Raw genomic sequence first — 16,664 nt, forward strand, 5'->3', positions numbered from 1 at the left:
GCCCGCGCTACGGCTCGCCGAGCAGCGCGCCGAGGAGCAGTCGGCCCGGCTCCGCGCCGGGGGCGGCGCCGCGCCCGGGGGTGGGGGGCACGTCGGCGCGGGGCCCCTTGGGCCGCAGTTCGAGGGCCTCCGCCGCGGCACGGGCGCCGACGCGGCGGCTGTCGTAGCCGTCCGGGTCGGTCATGAAGGCCAGGGCCGCCGCGGCGACGACACCGGGGATGCGCCGGTGCCGGGACGGGACACCGGCGAGCAGGCGCCCGGCATGGACCATGTCGGGGTACTCGCGGAAGGCGCCGGGCAGGGGGCGGCGCGGGGCGAGCAGGTCCGGCAGGCTCGCCCCGCCGAGCCGTTCGTACCCGCCGTCCACAAGGGCGCGAGCCACCTCGGCGGCGGCCGGGGCGGCGTCCGCCGACGTGTCCAGGGCGGCGGCGAGCGGCCCCGGCCAGTTCGCCGCGGGCGGGTGCCCGGCCCGCTCCAGGGCCGCGCGGCAGACGCCGAGGCGGACGGCGGCCGGGGGGTGGTCCGGCGACGCGGCTCCCGCGGGCTCCGGCACCAGCTCGCCGAGGGTCTCGGCGAGCACCCCCGGATAGGCGACCCCGCAGACCACGCACGCGCACACGTCGGCGAACACCTCGCCCGCCCAGCGCCGCCACCGGTCCCGCTCGGCGTCCGGCAGCGCGGCCCCCGCCAGGCGCTCCCCGATCTCCGGGGTGAGGCCGAAGTCGTCCTCGACGTGGTGGCCCGCCTCGTGCGCGACGGTCAGCAGGGCGGGCAGGTGCGAGGCGTGGTACCAGGGCACGTCGATCACCGGGAACGGCAGGCTCCGCACCAGGCGCAGACCCGCGCCGGTGTGGATGCCGCCGCGCGGCAGCAGTTCGCGGTACTGGTCGCCGCGCCGGTGGGCGCGCGGCGCCGCCGCCCGGGCGAACGACACCAGCGGCGGCTCCTTGGCCGGGGCGGTGCCGGCGGCGAGGGCCGCGGCCAGCGGAGCGCGGTAGCAGGCCCAGGCGATCTCGTCCGCGACGGCCAGGCAGTCGCGGTACTCGGCCAGCCTGCGCAGCGCGAACTTCGAACGGAAGTAGTCCCAGACGTGGTGCAGGTCGAGGACGAACACCGGAAGGCCGTCCAGCTCGCCCGTCCGCAGCCGGGCGCGCGCCTCCTCGATCCCGGTGGCCAGCAGCGCCTCCACGGCGGCGAGCTGGCTGCGGTGCTTCTCCAGCGCGGGCGCCTCGCCCTGGGTGGCCAGGCGCCGCCAGGAGTCCTGCTCCGCGCGGAGCCCGGCCACGAAGTGCGCGAGGACCGCCCGGCGCTGCCCCTGCCCTGCGCTCACGTCCGGCCCATGGGCCGCTTCAGGAGCGAGGAGCCCGCCGCGTACAGCGCCGTCGCCCGGCGCGCGTCGTCGTCCGTCTTGAAGGTGGTGCCGCGGCCAGGACCGCCCGGCTGCTCCGTGGTGCGCAGCTCGCGCACGGCGTCCGCGAGCGACCCCTGCGCGGACAGCGACTGGTAGAAGCCGAGCACCTGCTTCAGGCCGCCCCCGGGGAAGAGCCCGGTGCACACCACGGCCGGGCAGTGGCCGAGCCGGAACAGCTGCGCGGCGAACAGGTTGCGCAGCGCCAGCTGGACGTGGATGTCCACCTCGGAGCCGGGGCACGGCGGATCGAGCACGATGAGCGGCCTGCGCCCCGGCTGGAACCCGGCGAGGTAGCGCGACAGCTGGACCGGGAAGAGGTCCGAGCCGCGTGCCTTGCTCGCAAGCCGCCGGGCGTGCCCGACCGGCGAGAGTTCGAGGTAGGGCATGCCGTCGCGCTGCCTGAGCGGGGCGGCGACGTGCAGGATGTCGACCTCCTCCGTGGGCGCCGCGAGGCGCTCGGCCAGGTCGGTGCCCGGCTCCACCACCAGCAGCCTGGCGGGGAACTGGCCCAGCAGCGGGCGTCGGCCGCGCAGCCAGTACGACAGCGGCACCGACCGCTCGTCCTGCCGGGCGCTGAGCACCAGCACCTTGCGGGTGCCCGGCTCGCTGGGCATGTCCCGCTGGAGCTCCCAGCGGGTCTCCGGCTCGACCAGCGGCCAGTCGGCCGTCGCCGCGCCCGGCTGGAGGCGGTCGAGGGCCTGCCGGGTCTGCGGGCCCACGATGCCGTCCACGTCCAGGTCGAGTCCGTACCTGCGGTTCAGGCCCAGTTGCAGCCAGCACACGTCCACGCGCCGGGCCCCGGTGGGCACCGTGCGGTAGATCACCGGCCGCTCCTGTCCGTCGGAGGTCTCCAGGGCCGACTGCAGGGCCAGCTCCCAGGGCAGCGCGTGCGCGGCGGGATCCTCCGATTCCAGGCGTACGAAACTCAGCGGGCCGTGCACCGTGTTGATCAGCTCGGTGCGCAGCTGCCACATGTCGTCGTGCCACTTCGCCAGGTTCGCGGGGTGCGGCACGGCCTTGTCGTCCACCGGGTTGATCTCCGGGCGGGCGCGCAGCGTGAAGCCGAGCTCCCCGCGCCAGTCCTGGAACAGCCGCAGGTCGTCCGGGAGGTCGGTGTCGAGGAAGGCGGGCCGCTGCAGGCCGAGCAGCAGCTCCCCCACCCGGTCCTGGACCCCGGCCACCTGGATGCGCAGGGCGCAGTCGGTCAGCTGCACCGGCACGCTCTGCCGGGTGGCCCCGCCGCCGCCCCGCTCCGCGAGCGCGATGGCCCTGCGCAGGGCCATCCCGGCCGCCACCGGGTCCGGGTCGACCCCGGCGCGCAGCACCAGCGCGGCCAGCGCGAGCCGTACGTGCGGGATGCGCGGCGCGCCGCTCGGCACCCGGGGCGGCACCTCCCACGGCACCCGGTCCAGCAGCCGCACGGCGAGCTCCCGGTGGCCGAGCCGGGCGGCGATCCGCGCGCACCGCCAGACGATGAGCCGGCTGCCGTCGCCGCTCTCGACGAGGGTGCGCACGGTGCGGCCGAGGCTCTCGGGACCCGCTTCGCCGCGCACCTGCATGATCAGCAGCTGGGCGAGACCGTGGTCGGGGTCGTCGCCGCCGGCCTCCATCTCGTAGAAGGGCCGCAGCACCTGCCAGGGCACCCGGCCCTCCATCGCGGGGTTGTCGATCAGGTCGCGCAGCGTGGCGAGCCGGGCGTCGACGGGCTGCACCTTCTCCAGCGCCCGCGTCAGCTGCCCCAGCGCCTCCTCGGACGCCTCGCCCTCGGGGTGCGCGGCGATGCGGCACAGGGCGTGCAGGGGGCGGACCAGGGCGGGCAGTTCGCCGTACGTCAGCGGCGGGACGCGGCCCACCCTGGTCTTCCCGGTGCGCTTGGCCCACTCCAGGGCGAGCAGTTGCAGCCGCAGCGCGAACTCCGGTTCCTGGCCCGGGGCTTCCTTGGGTTCGAGCAGGGGGTGGGCGGCGGTGTAGTCCAGGGCGCCGCGCAGCAGGAAGCGCGCGTACAGGTAGTGGCACTCGGGTTCGCCCGCCAGATAGCCGAGTTCGGACCAGAGGCCGGTGGCGCTGGTGAAGCAGTCGTCGGCGCCCTCGATCTCGTGCAGCTCGCCGAGGGCGACCCCGCGCAGCTGGGCGTTCTGGGCCAGCTGGCGGTAGCGCTCGGCGTCGGGCACCTGTCCGGCGGCGGCGTCGGCGCGCTGGAGCGCGGCGAGCGCGGGTCCCTCCCTGCCGAGCAGGAGCTGGGCCTTGGCCTGCAGGCGGGCCCGGTCGGCCTCCTCCCTGGCCGAGTGGACCTCCACCCCGTCGAGGACGCGCAGGGCCTCCTGCGGGCGGCGGCAGCGCAGCAGCAGTCCCGCCCGCTGCGCGACGGCCTGGAACACGGAGACGCCCGCCCGGTAACGCAGGCCCGCCGCCTGCTGGTAGAGCTCGATGGCGCGTCCGACGTTGCCCATCAGGCGGTACTGCGCCGCCTCGGCCGACGCGGCGTGCGCGGCGATGTCAGGACGGTGGATGTGGCCCGCGAAGACGAGCATCCGCTGGAAGGCGTTCGCCGCGTCGGGCGAGCCGAGCCTGCGCTGCGAGGTGGCGAGGATGCTCAGCGCCCACAGCTTCTCCAGCTCGGGCAGCCCCACCCGGTGCAGCACGGCGGCCTCCAGGAGCCGGACGGCGTCGTCCGGGTGGCCGCGCAGGCTCAGGAGCGTGGCCCGCACCACCTCCTCGCGCACCGAGTGCCGCCGGTTCTCGCCCGCGCCCGCCCGCCGGTACAGCCCGTCGGCCTCGGCCAGGTGCAGTTCCACCTCGGACCACACGTGGTCGTGCACGTCGGACGGCACGCCCTCGACCATGCCGTCCCTGAACTGCGCGTAGGCGATGTTCAGATGGGCCTCGGCCATCAGGGCGTACGTGACGAGGGGGCCGCCGCAGGTGCTGCGGGGGGTGCCGCGGTCCACGTACTCCTCGCCGAGCAGTTCCTCGGCGAGGTCCCGCAGCCGGTCGGTCTCCCCGGCCATCCAGGCCCGTTCCATCGCGCCGCGCCAGGCCTCCGGCGCGCCCGGGTCGCGCATCTGGAACCGGTGGTAGAGGGCTTCGCGCAGGTACCAGGACCAGTTGTCGGGGTCGTCCTGGGCGCGCAGTTCGAACCGCTCGGCGAAGTCCGCGTGGAGCTGCGCGAAGATCGGCTTGTCGGAGATGAGGTCCCGCATGGGGCCGAGCACCATGCCGTGGAAGACCACCGACTCCTGGTCCTCGGCGACCTCGCTGATCCACGAGGAGCCCTTCGCGTAGGTGAGGACCTTGCGCCAGGCCTCGTCCAGCTTGTCCTTGTCGAGGGGCTGTTCGACGAAGGGGAACACGTCGTCGCTGCCGCGCATGTGGTGGTCGTCGGTGAGCGGGTCGTCCTCCTCCGACTGGGCGGTCATCCGCTGCCGCAGATGGGGTTGGAGGATGTCGTAGAGGTGCTCGCGGCGCAGTCTGCGCGGGATCACGCCGTAGCGCAGCAGCCAGCGCACGAGGGGGTCCTCGATGCGGCGGATGACGCGGTTGATGAGGTAGCGGATGAGCGGGTCGCGCAGGCTGTCCATCGACTCGGCGGTGGCCTCGGGGTTCTGGTCGATGTTGTCGGCGAAGAGCGCGAGGTGGAAGGGGATGCCCTCGCTGCGGCGGATGATGACCTCGCGCAGGCCGGGGTCCTGGATGCCGCGTATGTGGTGCAGATAGCGGTCCGCCTCGTCGGCGGTGAACCCGGGCACCGGCACGTTCTCGTACGCGCCGAGGGTGGCGAGGGCGGGTCCGTGGCCCTGGCTCAGGTCGGGGCGGCCGGAGAGGATGAGCCGCATCGCCTTGCAGCGCTTGACGGTCTCCCCCAGCAGCCGCAGCAGGCTGTCGGTGCGCGAGCTGCGCACGACGACCTCCTCCAGCGTGTCCACCACGATGAGCACGGGCTGGTCGGTGCCGAGTCCCTGGTTGAAGCGGGTGGTGAACGCGGTGACCACCTCGCGCTCGATGCGGCTCGCGTCCTGGCTGCGGATGCCGCGCGCGGCCTCGACGGCGGACCGCGAGGTGGGGCGGCGCAGCAGCGAACGGTAGGCGGCGTACTCGTCGAGGCCCGCGAACACCCGGGTGGGCAGGCGCTGTTCGAGCTGGTCGGCGATCTCCAGGAGCAGCAGCCAGGGCCAGTGCGCGGCGTTCAGCGGATCGACCACGTCGAAGTCGATGCGGGCGCAGTTGATGTCCTTCTCCGGGGTGACGGCCCTGCGGGACACCAGCCAGCGCAGCTGCATGGTCTTGCCCGAGCCGCCGCTGCCGTACATCTGCCAGACGCGCGGACCCTCGCGCGACAGCAGCCGCTGGGCCCGCTCCCACAGGCCGTCCGGCTCCAGGAACTGCGCGGAGCGGGCGTAGTCGGTGGTCCAGTAGGTGCGGGCGCGCAGATAGCCGGCGCGGTCCTCGGCCAGTTCGAGGATCTTGCGCTCGGCCACCGCGGCGCGGTCCGGGTCGGCCAGCGCGTCGGTGAAGTCCTGGCAGCGGGTGAAGTCCCGCCGGGCGTCGCTGGCGGAGAAGAGGTCCTTGAACAGCTCGACGGTGGCGTCGGGGTCGGCGAGCATCAGGTGCCGTAACCGCTCGGCGGGCTTGCCGCGGGAGTGCCAGTGCTCGCTCAGCCTGCGCTCCAGGCGCACGAGCGCGTCGGGGATCTCGGGGCTCGACCCGTCGCGCAGCCAGGACAGGAAGTACGAGGGCCGGAAGGCGTCCGGCACCCGGAAGAGGCGGCGGCCCGCGATCTCCTCGACCGCGCCCCGCTCCTTCAGGGCGGCGAGGCTGGGCGGGTCCTCGCCGGCGAACTCCTTCAGGACGGAGCTGTAGGTGGTGTCGTCGAAGAGCCGCGCGACGGCCGCCGCCTTGAGGATCTCGGTCCAGGCGTCCGGCAGCAGGGTGCGGCGGATGTCGTCCAGGCCCTCGCCCCGGCCGAGCCGGGCGGCGAGTTCGGCGAACGGCCCCTCTCGACGCGCGTCGTGGTCGCTCATCATCCCGCCTCCCTGACGCCGGCCATGCCGAGCAGCACGTCCAGCATCTGCTGGTACGCCGTCACCGGGAAGGACTGCTGACTGCTGCCCAGGAGGGCGGCGTCGAGCACCTGCTCGAAGTTCTTGAACGTCCAGTCCCTCGGCAGCCGGCTGCTGTGCACCTGACGTTCCCAGAATTCACGGGCCAGCCGCTTGTAGTCGTACAACTGAAAGTCCGTCAGGGAAACCGGGTCGCCCCGCATGAACTCCTGGAGGTGCCGGTAGCCCGGCCAGCTCTGCGGGGTCACCGCGAGGACCCGCAGCGGGAACTCGTCGGTCATGTCCTGTACGGGGCCGAAGAGCTGGGGCAGCAGCACGGAGCGGAAATCGGACTCGATGATGCCCTGCGCGTGGTCGATGGCCAGCAGGTGCGGGCGCCGACGGGCCTGGGCGCGGGAGCGCAGGGTGCTCAGGAAGGCCTGGAATATCTCCCGTTTGCGGTCCTCGGCGTGCCGGTCGCTCTCCACCACGAAGGGGCCGCCCCGGTCCTCCGAGGACGCCGGCAGCCGCTGGGCCCACTCCTTGCCGCCGCGCAGGGCGCGGTTGAGGACCTGGTTGAACCGGGCGAACTCCACCGGGAGCATCGGGTCGGGCTGCCGCGGGTCCGTGCAGGCCTTGCGCAGGGCGCGCAGCACGGCCAGCCAGTCCAGGGTCACCGGGTCGTCGCCGTTGCCCCGGCCCGCGTAGGCGGCGAGGTCGGCGTACGTGACGTCCTCGCCGCGCAGCATGCAGGTGAGCAGGCACCACTTGGCCAGCCAGGTCTTGCCGGACTCGCGCTGCGCGGAGGTGATGGCCAGCAGCCGCTGCGGCGGCTTCTCCCCGCACTGCTCCCACCAGCCGGTGCGCCGCTCCTTGGCCCGGCCGAGGAACATCGCGAGCTCGCCGAACGGCCAGCTCTCGCCCAGCTGGGTCAGCTCGGGCTCCGTGTGGCCGAAGTCCATGCGCACGACCTCGCCCGGGTCGTCCACGCCGCACTGCAGCACGGGCAGCGCCCAGGAGGGACCGTCCGGCTCCGCCATGTGCAGATGGTTGCGGACCTCGGTGAGGGCCGCGTCGATCGACTTGGCGTGGGCGAGGTCCTGGTAGAGCGCGTGGGAGAACTGCGCGGCGGCCGGCGACTCGATGTCGGCCTGCATGGCCACCACGGCGGCGGAGCCCCGGTCCAGACAGGTGTCGACCAGCGCCGCCAGCTCGGCGGCGGGGGCGTGCGCCTGCCGGCAGGCGTTGAGCACGACGAGCCGCGGTGTCCACTTGTCGTAGAGGGTGTGCATCTCGTCGGGGCCGAGCACCCAGGGCTCCTGCGCGGTCTTCCACTGCCGGTCGTCGGCGGCCACGGCCTGCTGGGCGTTGAAGTGGAGCCCGCCCGTGTCCCCGGCGACGGCACTCATGCCGTGCCCGATGAAGTGCAGGACGTGCGGGCGCACATGCTTCAGCTCGGCCGTCAGCTGCGGCAGGCTCGGGCCGTCGAGGACCTCGGTGTGGACGCGGCCCGGCAGGCGGGTGAGCGCCGCGCCGATCATGGCGAGCTCGCAGTCCGCGAGCAGATCGGGGTCGTGCGGGTTGCAGACCACCAGCAGGGCGCGCAGGGGGCCCATGCGGCTGGTCTCCTCGCACTTGCCGGGCGCCGCCCCGTGCCGCCCGCGGCGCAGCAGGACACGGCTGTTGCGCCACAGCGGGCGCTGCCTGTCCCGCATCAGCTCCCAGGGCAGCACCGCGAGCGGCAGGCACTCGATGTCGATCCTGACCCGCAGCGGGGCCCCTTCGGAGGCGTCCCGCTGCATCTCCTCCCAGAGCCCTTCGGGCGCCTTGCCGAGCAGCCCTTCGCACAGGCGCAGGCCGACGGCGATCCGCTCCTGCTGGGACGCTCCGGGTTCCAGGGCCCCCGTGAACTCCGCCGCCTTGACGCCGGTGGGATCGTTCACGATCTCGACCAGCTCGGCACCCAGCGGCCACTCGATCTCGTCGGACTCACCGGTGTCCCTGTGCAGTCGAACGTGGTCCCGGTGGATGCTGAGGACGACGTCGGTCATGGTTCCCCCCGAGGGATCGCGCCGTGCTGTACCGCCTAGGGCAGCTGGTCACCGCCCGGGAGCCGCCCGTCCGGCTCCACGTGTTCCACCACCGACCAGACGTCGTCCCTGGCCTGCTCCAGGAGCAGGTCGGGAACGGGGTCGGCGGCGAGGCCCCGGCCCGGCTGGGTGGTGCCGTACTCCGCCTCGACCTCGCGCCGCCACCAGGACCTGGAGATCCGCACGCCCCGGTAGCAGGGCGTCAGGTCGGTGCCCGACCACTTCAGGCCGAGCCGGCTCGCGGCGCTGAAGGAGACCCGGCCCGCGAGGTCGGCGAGGTTCAGCGGACCGGGCCCGGCGTCCGCCTGGAGTCGCAACTCCGCGCTGGCGCCCTTGCGTTCGGCGGTCAGGACGGTGCCCGCCCGCGCGGAGATCACTTCGGTGACGGCGAACAGTGCCGGGTCCCAGTCGCCGTGCCAGGTCCGCCGGACCAGCTCCTGCGCCAGCTGTGCCACGTCGTCCAGGCCGTGCTGTGCCAGGCCGGTGTAGAGGATGAGGGCGCTGTGCTCGGCCGCGAAATCGACGCGCGCCCCGGCGTCGGCCGCCGCGAGCGCGGAGAAGCCCTGAGCGGCGGCGCCCGCCGCCTTGAACTCGACGCCGACGGAGCCCCCCGCGTCGTACAGGATGTCGCCGGGCGCACCGGTCCGGCCCGACTTGGCCTCGATCTTCCGCTCGGCGAGCGTGCCCGCGGTGACCGTGCCCCCGTCGTGCAGCGCGCGCACGTCACCGACGAGCACCCGCTGTGTCAGCGGCCAGGCACACCACCAGCCGCCGTACACATCGCTCAGCGCTTTCCGATACGCCGCGTACGCACCCTTGGCCATGGCCACTCCCCCCTGGGAATGCGGCTCTTTCTGGGAGATTAGCAGCGGGTGAGGCGACCGGACCCCGGAATGCAGGGCCCTTGCACGCGGCGACGGAATATGCGGTATGGGTACGCCCCCGCGAAGTGTCCCGAGCCGAACTCGGTTCTCTGGGCTTGGAGTTGGTGTGAGGTTTACATCTGGGGTCGTGGCGATGGCAATGACGATGACGCGGTGCGTCGGGCGGGGGCGGGGTGGTGGCGGGCGGGGCGTCCGCCGATGAGGTCGGTGTCGACGTACGGCCGTGTACGGGGACGGCGATCGCGCGCGACGCGTCGGCGCACCGCGACAGCGACGCGATACGTCAGCGCACCGCGACAGCGACGCGATACGTCAATGCACCGCGGCGGCGATGGCGCGGGCGCAGGACAGCGACTCGGCCTTCGACGAGTCGACCTCGATGTCGTAGACGACGCCCTCGTGGACGACCTCGGCCTGCGAGGCCGCCATGCCCACCGCCCGGTCGCCGCGCGCCAGTTCGCGTCCCGCCGCGGTCTCGGCGTCGCACCGCACGCCGACCCACAGCACGTCGAGGCCGTCGAGCCGCTCGCGCATGCGCTCCTGGGAGGCGGCACCGCCGAGGAAGACGTCATCGATGATCACGCGGGCCCCGGCGCGCGCCATGGCGGCGATGCCGGTGGTCCAGGCGGCCTCGATCTCCCGGAACTCCGCGCCGACCTCGACCTCCCCCTGGTCCCCGAAGGTGATCCCGGAGTCCTGTGCGGTCATCGACCGGGGCAGCCGCGCGATCAGGTCGTCCACGCCGAGGGCGATCCAGGGGGTGGGCAGGATCGCCTGGAGGCAGCGGCTGATGCCGGTCTTGCCGGAGCTGGATCCGCCGTTCAGGACGATGACTTGGGTACGGGTACGCATGCGCGGGACCTTCCAAAGTGGCGGGCTCCCTTGGGAGTTCGGGAGACTCCGGGAGCCCGGGGGCTCAGGATCTCAGGAGCTCAGGAGCGGTGGATGTCGATCTGCCCGACGAGGGTACGCAGACGCAGCCGGACGGTCTCGTCGCCCGCCCCGGGACCGTCGACGGTGTTCAGGTCGTTGCGCAGGCCGCCCACCATGGCGTGGGCGTCGACGTGCGCGGCGGAACCCTCGCGGACGCCGACCTCGACCGAACCGTGGGCGGTCTCCAGCGAGACGGAACCGCGGACGACCTCGCTGACCTGGATGTCGCCGTTGGCGTTGTTGACCTTGATGTCGCCGTCGGCCCGGCCCACCGAGACGTCGCCGTTCGCCGCCTTGAGCGTCAGACCGCCCGAGACGTGGCCGATCTTGGTGACGCCGCTGAGGTTCTCGATCGTGGCGGAGCCGTCGATGTCGGCGATACGCAGCTTGCCCTGCGCCACGGTGACGTCGACGTCACCCACGACACGTCTGACCGTGACGTTGCCGAGCCCCGCCTCCAGGCGCACGCCCGCGGCCTCCTCCAGGCGGATGTCGCCGCTCCCCGACACGAAGCGGAAGGCACCGAGCCGCCCCTGCCCGTCGACGTGCCCGAGGGCCGCCTCGCCCCGCACCGTGGAGCCGACGGGCAGAGCGATGGTGACGTGGACCGACTCGTCGCAGGTGGTCTCGACGTTCTTCTGCTTGCCGAAGAACCGCCGGCGCGGCCTGGGCCCCCGGATCTCCAACTTGCCGCCCCTGCAGTCGACTTTGGTCTCCTCTGCGGACCGGACACTGGCCTCGCTGCCGGTACTCGGCCGCACCTCCACCACGGTGTCCGTGCGCTCGCTCGCCCGGATCTCGACGTCCCCGACGGTGATGTCGATGAAGACGGAGATCGGGGCGGGCGTCTCGAAAGTGGGCATACCAAGGCCTTCCTCAAGGGTCTGAATGAACGCGAACTTCCCGCGGCGGAGGCGCGGTTGGGAAAGCGGGGCGCACTGCCCCGCCCCGCCCCTCAGCGGGACCAGCCGGAGTACCCCTGATCGATGCGCACGCCACCTCCCGTACGGGAACCGGCACCGGAACCGGTACCGGCGACAGCGGCGGTCACGACGCGGGCGAGCCACGCGTTCGCCGACAGCCCTTCCAGGCCCGCGACTTCGTCGACCTGGAGCTTGACGGACTCGGGGATGCGCAGGGTGACGCGCGCCATGGCCCCGTCCCCGGCGGACGGAGCGGGTGCGGGCGGCGCGGTCGCCTCCCCCGCGGGCGGCGTGACACTGAACCCCGGGTCGCTGCCCCGCAGCACCACGTCCACCGAGCCCCCCGGCGTCAGCTCCGAGGTGATCTCCTCGGCCGCGGCGGAGACGACTTCCAGCAGGGCGAGCCGAATCGCCGACTCCAGGGGCACCGCGAACCGCTCGAGAAAGGCCTCGGCCTCCTCTCCCCCCGCCGTACCGGCGGCGGCGACCGCACGATTGAGCCTCGCGACAAACGGCGCCAGATCCATGACGTCACAGTAGCGTCAGAGTGACGTCACCACAACAGAAGTGACGTCACTCGCGATCACCGGGAGAGCACGGGAGCGGCGCCCACGCGGTCGGCACGCCGGCGGGGCACCAGGCGCCCACGGCGACGGGCCGACCACAGGAGCACGACGCGGGCGGCGATGTACGCGGCGGTCAGCATGCCACCGGCCTCGACCGCGATCGCGGCGGCGCCCCACACGCTGCCGTCCGGGTTGAGCAGATGGGCCGCGCCGAAGAGAGCACCGGTCAGCACCAGGGCGATCCACGTGCCGGTCCACTGCTCGACGATCCGGAACAGGACGCCGCGGTACATCACTTCCTCGGTCACGGCGACGGCCGCCATGAGGCCGACGAGCCCGACCGCGCCCGCCACCGACCCGAGGCCGTGGACGCGGTAACACCCGGAGGCGAACACGCTCGCCACGACGGCCGCGAACAACAGGACACCGACCAGAACCCAGACGAACGTACGAACGCACCGGCCGGAACCCAGCACCTTCGGAGGGGCCTTGCGTGTCGCGCACAGGGAAAACACAAAGGGCCCGACTCGGAAGAGCCGGACCCTCTCTGACCTGCGCGCCTACTACTGGATCAGCGCCGCAGCGACACGTCACCCGCTACACGTTGAAGCGGAACATCGACGACTCGGCATTCACCTGCGTGAACACCGATTCCGGGCGCCGGATCCAGCAACCGTTCGCATCCACAGCGGTGACCTCCCGACGCGCCGACTTGATCACCGGACAGCGTCGCCACGCGGGCTATCGGCCGGCGTAGTGACCGTAGACTCGGGCGATCTCCAGCACGTCGCCACTCACCCGGTACACGAGCCGGTGCTCTTCGGTGATCCGCCGCGAGCACCACCCCTTGAGCGCGCCTTTCAGCATCTCGGGTTTCCCGATGCCGTTGCTGTCATCGGGGTTGCGCTGGATGTCCGCGATCAGGGTGTTGACGCGCTTGAGGGTGCGTCGGTCGGTCATGGCCCACTGCGCATACTGCTCCCATGCGCGGGTGGAGAACATGACCTTCACTCCGCCGTCTCCGGGTCGATCAGGTCACGGACGGTGCCGCGCCCGGCATCCAGCTCGGCGACGGACTCCATCAGCTCTGCGGCGGTGCGCGCATTGCCGAGCAGGTACATGGTCTCCGTCCAGGCTTCGTAGTCGGACTCCGCCATGAGGACTGCGTTGCCCTGCTTCGAGGCGATCCGCACCGGTGCGTGATCGTCGTTGACCTTCTTGAGCAGCGGGAAGAGGTCCCGCCGCGCCTCGGATCCAGTGATCGTCATTGCCGATACCCCTTCCGCTTCCATCAGACGCTTTCAGCGTACCAAAAACCGTACAGGATAGGTACGGATTTCAGTACCGATTAATGGATGTTCCGCGACGAGCGCCCGGCACCCGAGCCCGTCGAGGCGGGCGATCACTTCCGGGTGCGCCCGCGAGCCGCAGCCAGTCCGCGCCAGGGTGCCGGCAGACCTCGACTGCCATGGTGCGGCGCCCCCCTCGGTCAGCCAGTGCCGATCAGCGAGTTGGCGAGCGACCCAGTCCGGGATCTCGGCGTTGCCGTCGGAAGGTGTGCGGTAGCTGCTGCAGCCCAGATCGGCCCTACGGAGGCGCTTGACCGCCGCTGCACCGGAAGGTGCGCAGGGCTGCGCGGGTCGCCGCCTCCGACTCTCGCCAGGAGGCGACTCGCACGCCCGATGCGCGCGGATAGGCGTACGCGGCGAAGGATCGCACGAGCAGCACAGGCTGGGGCCGTCGGCCCCTCTCGTCCGCGAGCATCAACTCCCGTTGACTGTAGCGAAGTTCGGTGAGGCAGTGACTCGTGCACGGTCCGCCCCGAATCTTGCAGCAGGGAGCTTGGTGAACGCTGCCGCCACGATGACGTGGCGGAACATCGTGAAGTGCGGGACCTGGCAGACCTCGGCGGGCCCACCGGACTCTCCGGCTTGGTCGGCCTAGAAGCCGGCCGCGCTGAAGCTTCCCAAGTGCTTGGTGCGCATAGCGGCGAGAATGGCAGCACTCGGCCACGGAGACCAACCGTTTCCCGGGACACCCTCCGGCCGCATCGCAGGCGACTCAGCAGCTCATCAGGGCCGAGACAGGGCGCTGACGGCAGCCGCGCCCGGATGTCAACGCACCACCTCCCAAACCGGGGAACGCGCGTACTGCGGCAGCGCTTGCCCATGACCTGCCAAGACGCCCTTGCCCCGCCCCCGATCGGCCCCGGAAAACACACCTGCACATTCCAGCAGGATTCCTCTGTCCACAAGATCCCGACGCGGACACTACCCGCGGTTGTCCCGGATCCATTAGTGCGCAGTTGCAGCACTCGCTGCGGTCGGCGTGCCCCTACCCCGTCGGCCGCATCGGCGATCACGCAGTCGGCAAGGTGAGATCACACCGCCACGAGCCGGATCCGATCGCCGCACAGCTTGGCCATGTCGTCGACATCGGAAGTCAGCATGACCACGGGGCGGTGCTGTCGCAGCGCGGCCTCGGCGACGGCCGCATCGATCGCGTACTTGTGTCCGTGCAACCCGGCATTCATCAGCAACTTCGAGGCAGCCCTCGCCTCCTCGTCACCGACCGGGACGACCCGCAGCCCGGAAAGCACCCAGTTCAAGCGGGACTTGTTCGTACGAGCGTGCACGGCTTCGATAATGGTGAGCGCACTGATCACGACCTCCATGCCACGCGAGCGCGCCTCAGCGATCAGAGCCACCACCTGCTCGTCGTCAGCGAGCAACTTCGAGAGTCCCTCACTGTCGAGGACCAGCGTCCCCTCGTGACTCAACCTGCGGCGGGCCACTCGGCCTCCTCGGCGAACACCTCGTCGAAGACCTGCCGCGCCCGCTGACGAGCCGGCTCGGAGACCGCCCCCTTGCGGCTCTCGTAGTCCGCCAAGTACTCATCAAGGACCTGACCACGCAGCTCACGCTCGACCGCCTCGGCGATGAACGCGGAGAACTCCCGCTTGCCCACCCGAGCCCGGATCGCCTCCGCGGTCCCCTCTGGCAGCGACAAGCTCACCCGCGTCGCTGGCCCTTCCCCGATGCTGTACGTCGCCTCAGCCATGCCCCCGATTGTGTCAAACGAGTAGGAAAAGCGCCACGTCCGCACTACCTTCACAGCTCGGTCAGCGCCCCGCTCACACAAATCCCAGCACGGGCACCCCCATCCCATCCCAACACGATCCCAGCACGGTACGGATGACCAGGGATGACGACAGGTGACGAGGGATCAGCTATCCCAGCACCATCCCAGCACGGGAAAAACAAAGGGCCCGACTCCGAAGAGTCGGACCCTATCTGACCTGCATGTTTGCCAGATCAGCGACGTGGTGTTACATCACCCGCTACACATTGAAGCGGAACTCCACCACATCCCCGTCCTGCATCACATACTCCTTGCCCTCCATGCGGGCCTTGCCCGCCGCGCGGGCGTCCGCTACCGAACCCGTCTCGACCAGGTCGGCGAAGGAGATGACCTCGGCCTTGATGAAGCCCTTCTGGAAGTCCGTGTGGATGACGCCGGCCGCCTCGGGGGCCGTCGCGCCCTGCTTGATCGTCCAGGCGCGGGACTCCTTGGGGCCTGCCGTGAGGTAGGTCTGGAGGCCGAGGGTGCGGAAGCCGACGTGGGCGAGGGTGGCGAGGCCGGGCTCCTCCTGGCCGACGGACTGGAGGAGTTCGAGGGCCTCCTCGTCGTCGAGTTCCGCGAGGTCCGCCTCCAGCTTGGCGTTGAGGAAGATCGCCTCGGCCGGGGCGACCAGCGCGCGCTGCTCGGCCTTGAACGCGTCGTCCGTGAGCTCGTCCTCGTCGACGTTGAAGACGTAGAGGAAGGGCTTCGTCGTGAGGAGGTGCAGGTCGTGCAGGAGCTCCTCGTTGCCGCTGCCCTGGACGATGCCCGCCGAGAAGAGCGTGTCGCCCTTCTCCAGGATCTCCTTGGCCTCCTCGACGGCCTTGACCTTCGGGGCGATGTCCTTCTTGATGCGCGACTCCTTCTGGAGGCGCGGCAGGACCTTCTCGATCGTCTGGAGGTCCGCGAGGATCAGCTCGGTGTTGATCGTCTCGATGTCGTCCTTGGGCGAGACCTTGCCGTCGACGTGCACGACGTTCTCGTCCTTGAAGGCGCGGATGACCTGGCAGATCGCGTCCGACTCACGGATGTTCGCCAGGAACTTGTTGCCCAGGCCCTCGCCCTCGCTCGCGCCGCGCACGATGCCCGCGATGTCGACGAAGTCGACCGTCGCCGGGAGGATCTTCTGCGAGGAGAAGATCTCGGCCAATTTCGTCAGGCGGGGGTCGGGGACACCGACCACGCCGACGTTCGGCTCGATCGTGGCGAACGGGTAGTTGGCCGCCAGCACGTCGTTCTTGGTCAGGGCGTTGAACAGGGTCGACTTGCCGACATTCGGCAGACCGACGATTCCGATCGTGAGCGACACGTTGCGACTTCCCGTACGTGAGGGCTGGGTGGGACGGCCCGTGCGGGCCGGGTGGGACCGGCCCCTGCGTGCGTGGGCCGATCCACCAGTCTACGGCGTGCCACCACCGGACCCGCCGGTCGGCCGCCTCCCCCGGGCCCCGGGGCCCCGCGCCCCGTCGAACGCTTGGCCAAGGTCGCTCAAAGGGCGTGTCCCATGCCTGATTCCGCGCGGGGGCCCACCTAGGTTGGTCCAGTGGAGCAACACAGGACGCGTCCCCCTCAGTCCGCCCCGAAGGCCCATCCCAAGGCCCGGCAGCGGCGCACCGCGCCGTTGCCCCCGCAGAGCGGTCCGGCCGAGCCGGGCACGGTGTACCGCGCGGGGTCCCGCCCGCGGCGCCCCGTCCCGCCCTT

12 protein-coding genes and 1 pseudogene are annotated in these 16,664 nt (G+C 71.7%); all 13 read right to left on the bottom strand.

Annotated features, from left to right (window positions below; translation table 11 throughout):
- Positions 1-7 precede the first annotated feature (7 nt).
- Complete coding sequence (locus tag AB0L89_RS13055) at positions 8-1,330, bottom strand: hypothetical protein (RefSeq protein ID WP_365138989.1); 1,323 nt, start codon at positions 1,328-1,330, stop codon at positions 8-10.
- The gene (locus AB0L89_RS13060) at positions 1,327-6,429 is read right to left on the bottom strand and encodes a hypothetical protein (protein WP_365138992.1); all 5,103 of its coding nucleotides are present in this window, start codon (positions 6,427-6,429) and stop codon (positions 1,327-1,329) included. The genes AB0L89_RS13055 and AB0L89_RS13060 overlap by 4 nt, the downstream gene beginning before the upstream one ends.
- The gene (locus AB0L89_RS13065) at positions 6,429-8,498 is read right to left on the bottom strand and encodes a CHAT domain-containing protein (protein ID WP_365138995.1); all 2,070 of its coding nucleotides are present in this window, start codon (positions 8,496-8,498) and stop codon (positions 6,429-6,431) included. Before AB0L89_RS13065 ends, AB0L89_RS13060 begins: the two co-directional genes overlap by 1 nt.
- A gap of 35 nt (positions 8,499-8,533) precedes the next feature.
- Complete coding sequence (locus AB0L89_RS13070; RefSeq protein ID WP_365138998.1) at positions 8,534-9,361, bottom strand: hypothetical protein; 828 nt, start codon at positions 9,359-9,361, stop codon at positions 8,534-8,536.
- Between the two features lie 372 nt (positions 9,362-9,733).
- Positions 9,734-10,273: a chloramphenicol phosphotransferase CPT gene (gene cpt / locus AB0L89_RS13075; RefSeq protein ID WP_365139000.1), complete on the bottom strand. Its 540-nt coding sequence runs from the start codon at positions 10,271-10,273 to the stop codon at positions 9,734-9,736.
- 80 nt (positions 10,274-10,353) lie between these two features.
- On the bottom strand, positions 10,354-11,217 hold the full coding sequence (locus tag AB0L89_RS13080) for a DUF4097 family beta strand repeat-containing protein (protein ID WP_365139003.1): 864 nt from the start codon (positions 11,215-11,217) through the stop codon (positions 10,354-10,356).
- 92 nt (positions 11,218-11,309) lie between these two features.
- Positions 11,310-11,804 carry a hypothetical protein gene (locus AB0L89_RS13085; RefSeq protein ID WP_365139006.1) on the bottom strand — a complete coding sequence of 165 codons (495 nt, stop codon included), beginning with the start codon at positions 11,802-11,804 and terminating at the stop codon, positions 11,310-11,312.
- A gap of 56 nt (positions 11,805-11,860) precedes the next feature.
- Positions 11,861-12,277, bottom strand: a pseudogene (locus tag AB0L89_RS13090) (CPBP family intramembrane glutamic endopeptidase); the annotation flags it as partial.
- A 307-nt stretch (positions 12,278-12,584) separates the two neighbouring features.
- Positions 12,585-12,854: a Txe/YoeB family addiction module toxin gene (locus tag AB0L89_RS13095; protein WP_365139009.1), complete on the bottom strand. Its 270-nt coding sequence runs from the start codon at positions 12,852-12,854 to the stop codon at positions 12,585-12,587.
- The gene (locus AB0L89_RS13100) at positions 12,851-13,111 is read right to left on the bottom strand and encodes a type II toxin-antitoxin system prevent-host-death family antitoxin (protein WP_365139012.1); all 261 of its coding nucleotides are present in this window, start codon (positions 13,109-13,111) and stop codon (positions 12,851-12,853) included. Before AB0L89_RS13100 ends, AB0L89_RS13095 begins: the two co-directional genes overlap by 4 nt.
- Positions 13,112-14,223: 1,112 nt before the next feature.
- Positions 14,224-14,637: a PIN domain-containing protein gene (locus AB0L89_RS13105; RefSeq protein ID WP_365139015.1), complete on the bottom strand. Its 414-nt coding sequence runs from the start codon at positions 14,635-14,637 to the stop codon at positions 14,224-14,226.
- Positions 14,619-14,903 carry a hypothetical protein gene (locus AB0L89_RS13110; protein WP_365139018.1) on the bottom strand — a complete coding sequence of 95 codons (285 nt, stop codon included), beginning with the start codon at positions 14,901-14,903 and terminating at the stop codon, positions 14,619-14,621. The genes AB0L89_RS13105 and AB0L89_RS13110 overlap by 19 nt, the downstream gene beginning before the upstream one ends.
- Positions 14,904-15,183: 280 nt before the next feature.
- On the bottom strand, positions 15,184-16,272 hold the full coding sequence (gene ychF / locus AB0L89_RS13115; protein ID WP_365139022.1) for a redox-regulated ATPase YchF: 1,089 nt from the start codon (positions 16,270-16,272) through the stop codon (positions 15,184-15,186).
- Positions 16,273-16,664: the final 392 nt, after the last annotated feature.

The sequence above is a fragment of the Streptomyces sp. NPDC052114 genome (assembly GCF_040680155.1).
Lineage (GTDB): Bacteria > Actinomycetota > Actinomycetes > Streptomycetales > Streptomycetaceae > Streptomyces.

Coding starts and splice junctions, on each gene's coding strand:
- AB0L89_RS13070 (WP_365138998.1), bottom strand. CDS start 9,361: ATGGCCAAGGGTGCGTACGCGGCGTATCGGAAAGCGCTGAGCGATGTG.
- cpt (WP_365139000.1), bottom strand. CDS start 10,273: ATGCGTACCCGTACCCAAGTCATCGTCCTGAACGGCGGATCCAGCTCC.
- AB0L89_RS13100 (WP_365139012.1), bottom strand. CDS start 13,111: ATGACGATCACTGGATCCGAGGCGCGGCGGGACCTCTTCCCGCTGCTC.
- AB0L89_RS13085 (WP_365139006.1), bottom strand. CDS start 11,804: ATGGATCTGGCGCCGTTTGTCGCGAGGCTCAATCGTGCGGTCGCCGCC.
- AB0L89_RS13060 (WP_365138992.1), bottom strand. CDS start 6,429: ATGAGCGACCACGACGCGCGTCGAGAGGGGCCGTTCGCCGAACTCGCC.
- AB0L89_RS13110 (WP_365139018.1), bottom strand. CDS start 14,903: ATGGCTGAGGCGACGTACAGCATCGGGGAAGGGCCAGCGACGCGGGTG.
- AB0L89_RS13065 (WP_365138995.1), bottom strand. CDS start 8,498: ATGACCGACGTCGTCCTCAGCATCCACCGGGACCACGTTCGACTGCAC.
- AB0L89_RS13080 (WP_365139003.1), bottom strand. CDS start 11,217: ATGCCCACTTTCGAGACGCCCGCCCCGATCTCCGTCTTCATCGACATC.